Here is an 11,144-nt window from a genome sequence, read left to right on the forward strand (position 1 = left end):
CACCAAATTATTGCGCTACAACTTTCAAATTATCAGCGTATCATTCCCATCAGATGCTGTAACAAAAGGGACACTAGGGTGATACCGATCCAACAGCAAAATCCAAGCAAAAGTGCTTTTTTCCCTCTTTGTAAAAGATGTAAAAAATTTGTTCTCAGGCCAATTGCTGCCATAGCCATTGTGATGAAAAATTTTGACAGATTTTTTGCTGGGAGAAAGACTTGGTTAGAAAATCCCAAACTAGTCCAGACAGTTGTGAAAAGACTAGCTAGAATGAAAAAGAAGATAAAGGTTGGAAAGAGACTTTTCACTGAAAATTTCCGCTCTACTCCTACTTCTCTTTTGGTATAAAAAATAGACAAGACTGCTGTAATAGGGATGATAGCAAGTGTTCTTGTTAATTTAACGGTCACCGCTGTATCTAATGTATGACTTCCTAAGTGATAAAGACTATCCCAGGTCGAAGCTGCCGCCGTTACAGAGGAAGTGTCATTGATGGCTGTACCCGCAAAGAGACCAAAGTGCGCTCCGGTTTGCGTAGAAAAACCCAAAAACTGACCTAAACTAGGAAACAAAAGAGCCGCTAACAGATTAAAAAAGAAGATGACTGAAATAGCCTGAGCAACATCCTCTTCCTTGGCATTTATGACCGGAGCTGTCGCAGCAATGGCTGAACCTCCACAAATGGAGGAACCTACACCAACTAAGGTCGCAATGTCGCTCTCAATGTTCAAAAATCGGCGTCCAATATAAGCGATGAAGAGAGCAGCTGAAATAGTAGAAAGAATGATTGGTAAAGACTGCTTCCCAGTTTGCAACACAACTCCCAGATTTAGACCAAAACCAAGTAGCACAACAGCAGACTGTAAAATTTTCTTAGAAGTAAAAGTCAATCCAACATTCAATCGATCACTTTCTTTTACAAGAGGGACCAACATCATCCCTATCAACAAGGCAAAAACAGCCCCACCAACAAGGGGAAAATACTGCCCTAACCACTGGCTGACAAAGGCTATTCCTAGACAGATTCCAATTCCTGGTATGTATTTACCTATCGTGACTTTCATGTATTGCCTCCTATGTATACCTCCCTATTATACTCCTTTTTCAACATGTGGTCATCAATTTACAAGAAAAATCCTACATGATAAAAATCATATAGAATTTTTCACTGTTTATTTTGCTTTGCTTTTTTTGAACCAGAGTACCAGGCCTAGACCAAGTCCGACCACTCCTAAAATGGTTAAGAAAAGACCTGCTTGTTCACCAGTAGCTGGAAGAAGAGCTTTCTTTTTAGCCTTAGCTGCTGGAGGAGTTGGTTCTTCAGTTGTTGTCGGAGTTGGAACATTTTGACCAGGCTTGGTTACTTTTTTGGTTCCAACATGAATCACTTCGGTCACTGGTTCTACCAAGACTGTTCGACTGATTTCCTTACCAGTAGCATCCTTGACTACTTTGGCTTTGCCATTAACACCTTTGGTCACCACTTTTTCAGTTCCTTCTGGTAAAGTAGCGTCTTCCAAACGTTGGGTTTCAAATGGAATCTCCACTTCCTCAGTGGTTGTTTGCTCAGCTGCAATTTGTTCAGCTGACTTGTAAGTTTTAACGCCGGTGATACTTGCTGAAACTGGCTGACCAGCTGCTTCCAGTCCCTTGATGTAGGAAACAAACACTTCTGTATCAGGCTGGATAGCACCTACAAATCGGCCACCTGTTAAGGCAGAAAAGCTATCGCCACCGCCAAATAAGAAATCATTGATGACAACTGTATAGGTGGCATTTGGGTCCAACTCTGTTCCATCCGCCTTATAGGCCTTATAGACTTTATAAGGATTTTCAGGTGTAGGGTTATCTGCATCTGTATAGACATATTTAAGGCCAGACATCTGAAGAAAGTACCGTTCGGACTCATCATACTGCTGGTTGAGAGCATCATAAATCTGCTGACCAGTCAACTCAACAACTTGCAAGATATTGCCGAAAGGTTGCACTGCTTGCGCCGCACCCCAAGTGATGGATTTATCATCACCGACAATTAAGTCTGAGCGAATTCCGCCATTATTGGTGATGGCAAAGTCTGCATGGTAGCCTTCCTTGCGTGCAATTTCAAGCTGAGCAGTTGTAATCAGATTACCAACTGGACTTTCCTTAAACTCATTAACATCACGCGTAATATCATCAGATGAAACGGCTGTTCCGATTTTAGCCTGAGTCACGGTTGAAACAATGCTATCTGCTTCATCAACAATAGCCTGAATAGCTGGATCTTTTTCAACACCTGGTGCAGTTGCTGTAACTGTCGCTGTTGGAGTTGATACAAAGTCCTTGGTTTCCGTGTCAAGAATACCGCGCACATCGGCATAGGCCTTCCCTTGAGAAACTGCCTGTACGATACGGGTATTACCTGATAAACCGTTAGTATAGACATGATTATGACCTGCAAAAACGACATCGACTGAATGATTTGGGTCAATCGCCGCCACACGGGCCATCATGTCAGCAGCTTGGCCACTAGCCACATCTCCTTGACTGGTCGATGGAACATGGGCCAAGACCACAATAGCATTTACCTCTTGCTCACGCAGCTGTTTCGCATAGGTCGCAATAGTTTCAGCTTCATCAAGGAAATTGTAGCCTTCGTGGTGCTGCTTCAAAACCAGACTCGGAATCTCTGTAGTAACAACTCCGATAAAACCAACCTTGACAGTTTGACCGTTGACTGTTACATTTTCAATGGCATAAGGACTCCAACCATAAGGTATTGCACCCGTAGCCTTATCTACGACATTAGCGATGACAGTTTTTTGTTGAGAAGCCTCACGTGGATAGTTGTTTACGATATCATAAAATTGACCTGGGGACGGAGCCTGGCCATTGAGAATCCGATAAAACTCTGGCAGACCTTCGTCAAATTCATGGTTACCAAGTGTACCATAGTCAAAGCCCATAGCATTGAGAACACGGATCGTTGGCTCATCCTGCAAGAGACCGGAATTGGCTGGACTGGCTCCAACCATATCACCAGCCTGAACACGCAGACTGACACCATTTGGATTAGCCGCCAAAAATTCATTCTCTGCATTTTTCAAATAGGTGGAAAGTACCGCAGCAGATCCTGCACCTGAAATCCGACCTTCTGGCATATAGGCCGAACCAGTCGTATTTAGGGCTCCATGAAAATCATTGATGCCCAAAATTTGAATCGGTGCTTGGTCAGCTGATACGGTGCTGGCCAGCAAACTTCCCGAAATCAAGAGACCTAGGGCACTTGATTTTAACCAAAATTTTTTCTTCATAGTTTCCTCCAAACTAAAAATACTTAAAACTACTACTCCATTTTACAATATTTGGAAACCGATTTCAATTTCAAACCTATTTCTTGACCTCTTTTCATCTTCGAGTTTTTGGTATAATGATTGCAAACCACCTGGAGGTTTCTATGTATCTGCTCATCACAATTTCATGTCTTGCTTTATTTACCAGTTTATTCATCTATTTTAAAGATCCCAGAACACTGCTTCTCGGGCTCAGTTTCTTGACCTTTCTAGTAACAGCAGGTATCAGCTTTTTAATCATAACCATCCGCTATATCCATACGAATGGACAAACCTTTTGGAGTGCCCTTCTTCTAATAATCATATTTATATTTGCTGTTTTGCTTGCACTCAGCCCAACTATCCTGATTATTGTCTTTATTTTCAATGGTCTTAGGTTACTGAAAAGAGAAGGACGTTCCCTAAAAAATTTTATGCTCCTAGCTTTGGGAATCCTCTTGTTTCTATATCCCATCATCGGCAACACTTATCTCGATACCTTTTCAGATCAGCCTCTGATGCTCTATTTTTATTACCTTGGTACTCTGATTATCTTCTACCTCTTTATCATGACCATTGTATATACTATTTCAAGTTTCCTAAACCTTTTCCATTGGAAAAACCAGAAATTAGATTATGTGGTGGTATTAGGGAGTGGCCTGATTGGAGATAAGGTCCCCCCCTTGCTGGCCAGTCGCATTGAAAAGGGCATCCACATCTACAAATCTAACCAAAATTGCAAACTGATTTTTTCTGGCGGGCAAGGTCCAGATGAAAGAATCTCCGAAGGTCAGGCCATGGCTCTCTACGCAGAGAAACAAGGTATTGCTGCAGAAGATATCATTATCGAAAACAAGGCTCGAAATACAAGAGAAAATATCCTTTTTTCCAAAGAACTGATGACAAATGGCAGCCGATTTGCTATTATCAGTAACTATTACCATCTTTTTCGCGCTCTCTTGCTGGCCAAGGAGCTAGAAATTTCCTGCATTGGATTTGGTGCCAAAACTCGTCTTTACTTCACTCTCAATGCCTACATTCGAGAATTGGTTGGTTACCTCTACCTCAAACGCAAACTACATATCACACTTCTCAGTATATTGGTAATACCACTCACTATTTTGATCACAATATTATATCTGTTGAAGCAGCCATTGTAAGTAAGCAAAAAAAGCACTGAAATAGTGCTTTTTGTTTTATCTCACTTGTTCAAAATGAAGGTGGACAACAATCTTGTCTCCATAGCCATTGCGTTCCAAATCCCGTTGCAAACGATAGGAAATATAGTGTTCTGCAATGGTGATATAGCCAGCGTCCAAGAGACGGTGCTCTACCTGTGATTGCACCATGCTGATGGTTGGGCGTTCAGTATGGGCTTCTTCCAAATCCAAAACCACTTTTTTGGTCACCTGGGCCAGATTTTGTCTCCAGGTATCATCAATAACATAGACTGTTTGGGCTGCCTTGATGATGGCCTGATAAATCTTATCTGGATCAAACTCTACAATTTCACCACTCCGTTTAATAACTTGCATATAGACTCTCCTTTGGTCAAGTAGTCAGGCCAGAAAAGATAAGGGATGATGGATGGCCAAATTCCTATCATCTACAAAAACCAGATGAACCAGTTGTTCGGTGTTCACATGTTCAAGCAAAAAGCTTGTTTATCTTACTTTTATTATCCAAGTATATGGACCATTTGTCAAGTTTTTAATCCAATATGATATAATCAATTTTAGAGTTTTATTTGACAAATCATATAAAGGAGAATTTTATGACAACTGTTATGCCCAAACGGCAAGAAATCGACAGCCAACTGACCTGGGACACCAGCCTCATTTATCAACATCCAGCTGACTACCGTCAAGCCCTAGAAGATTATAAGGAAATGATTGGTCAATTTGAGTCCGAGTTCAAGGGAAAATTGACAGATAGCCAGACCATTGCCTCAGCCCTCAAAGACTATGAACAAATCCTCATCATCAATAGTCGCCTCATGCACTATGCCTTCCTCAACCTAGATGTGGACAAGATGAATGTGGACCTAGCTAGTATGGCCAACGAGTGTCAACTGGTTTTTGCTGCCACTGCTCCTCGTCTTTCCTTTTTAGAAACTGAACTTGGTTTGCAAGAGGATGACCTGCTGAGAACGGTTATTTCTGAGCAGCCTCAGTGGAAAAGCTTTTTGGAAAATATCCTTCGCCAAAAGCCTCATCAATTAACAGCTGATCAGGAAGAGTTGTTGGCTAATTTCGCTCCGACCCTCCGTCAGGCCTATGATAGCTATGAAACAACCAAGTTTGAGGACATGACCTTTGCTGATTTTGAGGCCAATGGTCAAAGCTATAAAAATAGCTATGTTCTGTTTGAAAATGACTACGAAATCAGTCATGATACAGAACTGCGTCGCGCATCCGCAGCCAGCTTCTACCAAACCCTCCATGCTTATAAAAACACAACTGCTTCAGCTTACCTAGCCCAGGTCAAAAATGAGCAAATTCAAGCCAAACTTCGGGGCTTCGACTCGACTATTGACTATCTCCTTTTTCAGCAAAATATTTCCCGCGACCTCTTTGACCGTCAGATTGATGTCATTATGAAAGAGCTGGCTCCCCACATGCGTCGTTTTGTCAAACTCATGGCCAAAGCCCATGGCTTAGACAAGATTACTCATGCCGATCTGAAAATTAGCCTGCCTTCTGACTTCAACCAACGGATTACGCCAGAAGAATCCAAGCAATTTCTCATGGACTGCCTGGGAATCTTGGGCGAGGACTATGTGCGGATGATTGAAGAGGCCTTTGACCAGCGCTGGATTGACTTTGCCCAGAACGAAGGTAAGGCAACTGGTGGCTACTGTGCTACTCTTTATGATGGACCTTCCTACATCCTCCTTTCCTGGACCGGTCTCATGAATGAAATCCTGGTACTGGCTCACGAGTTGGGACACGCAGGACATTTCCAACTTGCCAAGAAACAAAGCATCCTCAACTACGAACCATCTCTCTACTTTATCGAGGCGCCATCCACTGCCAATGAAGTCTTGACCTGTAACACCCTACTCAAACAGAATCAGGACCCTGGCTTCCAAGCCTATCTCATCAGTGAGCTGATTAGCCGTACCTACTTCCACAACATGGTGACCCACCTCCTGGAAGCAGCCTTCCAACGGGAAGTCTATACCCGTTTGGACAAGGATGAATACCTCAATGGCGATATTCTTTGCCAGATCAAGCTGGATCTTATCAAGGAGTTCTGGGGAGAAGATTTTGAAATCGGTGAGGATGCAGGTCTCATCTGGATGAGACAACCCCATTATTATATGGGACTGTATCCATATACCTACTCAGCTGGCTTGACCATTGGTACGGCCATGGCCAAACAGCTGGAAGAAAAACCGGAGCAGGTTGTTGAAACCTGGCTGGAGACCCTGTCATTGGGAGCTAGTTTGTCTGCCCAAGACTTGGCCAAACATGCTGGCATCGATGTCTCAACAGACCAACCACTTAAAGAAACCATCGCCTATGTAGGCTCATTGGTGGATAAGTTGGAAGAATTAGTTTAAATACCATAAAAACCAGTCCACAAAAGTGAACTGGTTTTATCATTAAACACTGCGTTTTAAATGAAATTTTCTCTGGGCATGAGAAGGGTCACGGCTTTCAGTTGCAAAGTCGAAGACAAAGCCACTCTTTTCGTAAAAGGCCTGTCCAATGCGATTCCCTTCGGTGAGAGAGGAGACCCATTGCTCTTTAATTCCATAAGTATTTTTCTGGTAGGCAGTAAACTCCTTGAGCAGAGCACTTCCCACACCCTGGCGCTTGAGTTCTGGTCGAACATAGAAAACATAGATATGGCCAGCATTTCCTTGGTCTATGCCTCCGCCAATACAGCCCACGACTTGACCGTCCATCTCCGCCAGCCAGTAGCCATGAAAATAGGGCGTGTTTTCAGCACATTATTTGGCGACACGCTCAAGGGAATAATAATCCGCAATCACCTTTTCAATGTAGGACTGGGGCAAAATGTCCTTGTAAGTTTGACGCCAACCATCGCTACAAATAGAAGCAATGGCCTCCACATCTTTGGCTTCTGCCCGTCTAACAGCTAGCAAGTCCATTCCTCCCTATCAATAATCTGGACGAATGACGCCTTTGACCGTTTCGCGGGTGGCGATAATGTCTTCTTCCAACACAACCTTGATGATGCGCTTGGCCTCTTCTGGAGTGCAGGAAACCAGTGGCAAACGCAAGGGACCAACTTCGTAGCCAAGGTGGTTGAGTACAGCCTTGACTGGTGCAGGACTGACTACCGAGAAGAGGGCGTGAACCTTGGCCAGATATTGGCGCTGAATTTTAGCTGCCTTCTTGATATCACTGGCCTTAATGGCCTCAAACATCTCATAAATTTCATTGCCACAGACATGGGAAGCGACACTGATGACCCCATCTGCTCCCAGGTTCATGGCATGGAAGGCCTCACCATCTTCCCCTGTGAAAATCAGGAAATCATCTGGCTTGTGTTCAATCAGATAGGCCATATTATCCAGCGTCGTACATTCTTTAACACCAATAATATTTGGATGTTCTGCCAAGCGCAGCATGGTAGCAGGCGCAACCTCTACTACGACCCGGCCAGGAATATTGTAGATGATGATAGGCAAATCACTGGCATCCGCAATAGCTTTGAAATGCTGATACAGGCCCTCTTGATTGGGCTTATTGTAATAAGGAACAATGGCCAAGCCAGCTGCAAAACCACCAAAGGCTGCCACTTCCTTGGCAAATTCAACTGAGTCCCTGGTATCATTGGTTCCAATCCCTGCGATAAGGGGAACACGGCCTTTGACAATTTTTTGAACAGCCGCAAAAAGCTCCAATTCCTCCTCGTGGGTCAGGGTTGGACTTTCCGCAGTCGTACCAGCCAAAAGGATTCCTTCCGTATGCTGCTCCAGCAAAGCCTCAATCAGCTTTGGCAAAGCCTCAAAATTGATGGACCCATCCTCATGAAAAGGGGTGACCAGTGCTGTGATGATATGGACATTTCTTAAATCTTGAATGGACATAGGCTTCTCCTATCCTTGTATAGAAGGATTGGCTAGAAATCATTCTAGCCAATCAAGGTTTATTATTTCAATTCAAATTTTAATTCTGCGGTTGGGCGGACCAGGCCACGTTCGTGCAGGGTTTCTGCAATCTGAACAGAATTCCAGGCAGCCCCCTTGAGCAAGTTGTCTGAAACAACCCACATGTGGATACCATTTTTCTTATCCAAGTCCTTTCGGATACGGCCCACAAAGGTGTCGCGGCTGCCGACAGCATTGATGGCCTGAGGGTAGATTTGGTTGGCCACATCATCTTCCAGGACGGCACCTGGAAAGGCTGCAATGGCTGCCTTCACTTCATCAATTGGTGCAACTTCCTTGGTTTCGATATAAACGGATTCAGAATGGCCAGACAAAACAGGAATACGCACACAGGTCGCAGAAACAGCAATAGAATCATCTTCCATGATTTTCTTGGTTTCCTTGGTCATCTTCATCTCTTCGTAGGTGTAATCATTGTCTGTAAAGACATCGATTTGCGGAAGGGCGTTAAAGGCAATCGGATAATGCTTCTTGTCCCCACCTGAAGGCAGAATATTGGCTTCCACATCCTTTGGATTAACCCCATCGTTCAAGACAGAGCGGAGTTGAGCCTGAGTCTCCAAGATAGCCCCCATACCTGCTCCAGATACAGCCTGATAGGTGGATACGATAATGCGCTCCAAGCCCCATTTTTGACGAATCGGCTCAAGAGCTACCATCATCTGGATGGTCGAGCAGTTTGGACAGGCAATGATACCATTGTGCTGATCCAAGGCATGGGCATTGACCTCTGGAACGGCCAAAGGAACTTCTGGATGTTGACGGAAATGAGAGGTATTGTCCACCACCACTGCTCCAGCTTTGACAGCATAAGGTGCGAACTTAGCTGAGGTAGAACCACCTGCAGAAAAGAGGGCAATATCCACTCCTTCAAAGGCCGTTTCCGTTGTTTCTTCAATCACGACATCCTGACCCTTGAACTGCAAGGTTTTTCCAGCAGAGCGTGCAGAAGCCAAAAAGCGAATCTTGTCAATTGGAAGACTGGATTCTTCCAACATCTTAATCATCTGTGTTCCAACAGCTCCAGTAGCTCCAACAACAGCAACAGTATATCCCATATCTACTCCTCATCTCCAGCATCACATAAGACACTTTCGAAATTTTCTAAAAATTAATATTTTCACTATTATACTATTTTACGCCAAAATTGTCAGCCCTCTTTCTTCTTTTTTTCTAAGAAAAAGGAAAATCAGATAAAATCTCCCAAAACTAGTCTTTGGTCAATAGTTTTTGATAACTGGCATCCATCAAGATAGCCCCCAAAGGAGCCGTCAGAGCGATGCCGATGACCGCCACAGACAAAATGAGTTTGCCTGATTCCAAACCAGCTGCTAATGGAACCGAGCCGATGGCAGCCTGGACAGTGGCCTTGGGCAGGTAGGCGATGATGGCAAAGACTTTTTCCCTTGCATTGAGCTGACTTCCTGACACACTGATGTAGACTCCCAGAGACCGAACTAGCAAGGCCAAGACAATCAAGCCAACCGCTGGCAGACCAGCCTCTCCCAGATAGCGAACATCCACTGCTGCCCCCACCAGGACAAAGAGTACCACTTCAGCCCCTATCCAAATATTGCCAAAAGACGAGGCCAGGTGCTGAATGTCCTGATCGGGCCCCTTCATCTTGAGAACAGCAGCCATAGCCATGACAGCCAAGAGCCCAGAAAGAGCAACTTTTCCATCCAAGATTGTTTCCAATGCTACCAGGAAGAAAGAAACGCCCAGCATAATCAGAATTTTATGGACCGGATGCAGGATTCGGACCTGCTGGAAAAAATGTAGCAGGCCCAGCCCACAGAGGCCCCCGACTAAGAGACCCAAGAGGATGGAAATGGGAATATTGAAAAAACTGAGCAGGTTGACACTGTCTCCGCTGGCCATGGACAAGAAACTAGTAAAAAGAACAATCACCACAATGTCATCCAAAGAGGCTCCCGCAAGAATGAGCTGGGGGATGGATTTCTTGCTGCCGTAACCCTTATCTATAAGGTTCACCATTCGAGGAACCACTACTGCTGGCGATACGGCCGCCATGACAGACCCCAAAAGGGCCGCATCCAGTAGGGACATGCCCAGCAAGATGGGGGCAAAAAGGAGGTAGGCTAAGATTTCAAAACTAGCTGGCACAAAGGACATGAGGAAGGCAGGTCGCCCAACTTTTTTCAAATCCTTAAGATCAATGGTCAAGCCAGCCTTGATCAGAATGATGATGAGAGCCATCCGACGAAAAGTAGCTGAATTGTCCAAAAGACTGGCATCAAAGAGGTCCAGCAAGTAGGGACCAAACAGCACACCAGCCAGCAACATACCGATGATACGCGGCAATTTCACTCTTTCAGCCAAGAGAGCAAAAAAAAGTCCACCCAAAAACAGGAAAGCAAAAGAAAGTAACATCCTATCTCCATTTCTAATCAAATCCAAGGTCATGAAAAAAATGACTTCCATGACAGCACAAAAAGCGTCATAGAAGCCATCAGCGTAAATCGCGGTTCAAATTCAAGCATGAATTTAGGGAGTGCCTCATTCCCTTATAATGCTTTAGTATATCAGGTTTTCAAGTTTTGTCAAGCCCTTCACAAGTTTTTGGGCTCAAAAAAACCTCCCTTCCTAGGAAGAGAGGTTAGGGGCATGTTGCCATGAGATGAAAAGGTTCACACAAATCATCAAGGTCCGCTCCTGCGTTA

General features: G+C 44.3%; 10 protein-coding genes and 1 riboswitch. Of the genes, 2 read left to right on the forward strand and 8 right to left on the reverse strand.

Features of this window, described 5'->3' with window-relative positions; translation table 11 throughout:
* Positions 1-32: 32 nt before the first annotated feature.
* On the reverse strand, positions 33-1,067 hold the full coding sequence (locus ACEYCN_RS00395) for a YeiH family protein (protein ID WP_373712330.1): 1,035 nt from the start codon (positions 1,065-1,067) through the stop codon (positions 33-35).
* A gap of 108 nt (positions 1,068-1,175) precedes the next feature.
* Positions 1,176-3,296 (reverse strand): 5'-nucleotidase C-terminal domain-containing protein, encoded by a 2,121-nt coding sequence (locus tag ACEYCN_RS00400; protein ID WP_373712331.1) that lies wholly within the window; start codon positions 3,294-3,296, stop codon positions 1,176-1,178.
* A 476-nt stretch (positions 3,297-3,772) separates the two neighbouring features.
* Here ACEYCN_RS00400 and ACEYCN_RS00405 point away from each other — a divergent pair, with 476 nt between their 5' ends.
* Positions 3,773-4,474: a YdcF family protein gene (locus ACEYCN_RS00405; protein WP_373712332.1), complete on the forward strand. Its 702-nt coding sequence runs from the start codon at positions 3,773-3,775 to the stop codon at positions 4,472-4,474.
* Positions 4,475-4,510: 36 nt separating this feature from the next.
* Here the strand turns inward: ACEYCN_RS00405 and ACEYCN_RS00410 are convergent, their stop codons facing one another.
* On the reverse strand, positions 4,511-4,849 hold the full coding sequence (locus tag ACEYCN_RS00410; protein WP_373712333.1) for an ATP cone domain-containing protein: 339 nt from the start codon (positions 4,847-4,849) through the stop codon (positions 4,511-4,513).
* A 239-nt stretch (positions 4,850-5,088) separates the two neighbouring features.
* Between ACEYCN_RS00410 and pepF the strand changes: the two genes are divergently transcribed.
* The gene (gene pepF / locus ACEYCN_RS00415; protein ID WP_373712334.1) at positions 5,089-6,879 is read left to right on the forward strand and encodes an oligoendopeptidase F; all 1,791 of its coding nucleotides are present in this window, start codon (positions 5,089-5,091) and stop codon (positions 6,877-6,879) included.
* A 42-nt stretch (positions 6,880-6,921) separates the two neighbouring features.
* Here pepF and ACEYCN_RS00420 read toward each other — a convergent pair whose 3' ends face one another.
* The 5 genes from ACEYCN_RS00420 to ACEYCN_RS00440 all read right to left on the reverse strand — a co-directional run bounded on the left by ACEYCN_RS00420 (position 6,922) and on the right by ACEYCN_RS00440 (position 10,854).
* Positions 6,922-7,236, reverse strand: coding sequence for a GNAT family N-acetyltransferase (locus tag ACEYCN_RS00420; RefSeq protein WP_373712340.1), 315 nt, complete (start codon positions 7,234-7,236; stop codon positions 6,922-6,924).
* Positions 7,237-7,272: 36 nt separating this feature from the next.
* Complete coding sequence (locus ACEYCN_RS00425; protein WP_373712335.1) at positions 7,273-7,428, reverse strand: hypothetical protein; 156 nt, start codon at positions 7,426-7,428, stop codon at positions 7,273-7,275.
* Positions 7,429-7,443: 15 nt separating this feature from the next.
* On the reverse strand, positions 7,444-8,379 hold the full coding sequence (gene dapA / locus ACEYCN_RS00430) for a 4-hydroxy-tetrahydrodipicolinate synthase (protein ID WP_373712336.1): 936 nt from the start codon (positions 8,377-8,379) through the stop codon (positions 7,444-7,446).
* 62 nt (positions 8,380-8,441) lie between these two features.
* A complete protein-coding gene (locus tag ACEYCN_RS00435) occupies positions 8,442-9,518 on the reverse strand; it encodes an aspartate-semialdehyde dehydrogenase (protein ID WP_373712337.1) in 1,077 nt (358 codons plus the stop codon).
* Positions 9,519-9,669: 151 nt separating this feature from the next.
* Positions 9,670-10,854 (reverse strand): cation:proton antiporter, encoded by a 1,185-nt coding sequence (locus ACEYCN_RS00440; protein ID WP_373712338.1) that lies wholly within the window; start codon positions 10,852-10,854, stop codon positions 9,670-9,672.
* A 63-nt stretch (positions 10,855-10,917) separates the two neighbouring features.
* Positions 10,918-10,997, reverse strand: a riboswitch (Fluoride riboswitch).
* Positions 10,998-11,144: the final 147 nt, after the last annotated feature.

The sequence above is a fragment of the Streptococcus sp. genome (assembly GCF_041802885.1).
Lineage (GTDB): Bacteria > Bacillota > Bacilli > Lactobacillales > Streptococcaceae > Streptococcus.

Coding starts and splice junctions, on each gene's coding strand:
- ACEYCN_RS00395 (WP_373712330.1), bottom strand. CDS start 1,067: ATGAAAGTCACGATAGGTAAATACATACCAGGAATTGGAATCTGTCTA.
- ACEYCN_RS00400 (WP_373712331.1), bottom strand. CDS start 3,296: ATGAAGAAAAAATTTTGGTTAAAATCAAGTGCCCTAGGTCTCTTGATT.
- ACEYCN_RS00440 (WP_373712338.1), bottom strand. CDS start 10,854: ATGTTACTTTCTTTTGCTTTCCTGTTTTTGGGTGGACTTTTTTTTGCT.
- ACEYCN_RS00410 (WP_373712333.1), bottom strand. CDS start 4,849: ATGCAAGTTATTAAACGGAGTGGTGAAATTGTAGAGTTTGATCCAGAT.
- pepF (WP_373712334.1), top strand. CDS start 5,089: ATGACAACTGTTATGCCCAAACGGCAAGAAATCGACAGCCAACTGACC.
- dapA (WP_373712336.1), bottom strand. CDS start 8,379: ATGTCCATTCAAGATTTAAGAAATGTCCATATCATCACAGCACTGGTC.
- ACEYCN_RS00435 (WP_373712337.1), bottom strand. CDS start 9,518: ATGGGATATACTGTTGCTGTTGTTGGAGCTACTGGAGCTGTTGGAACA.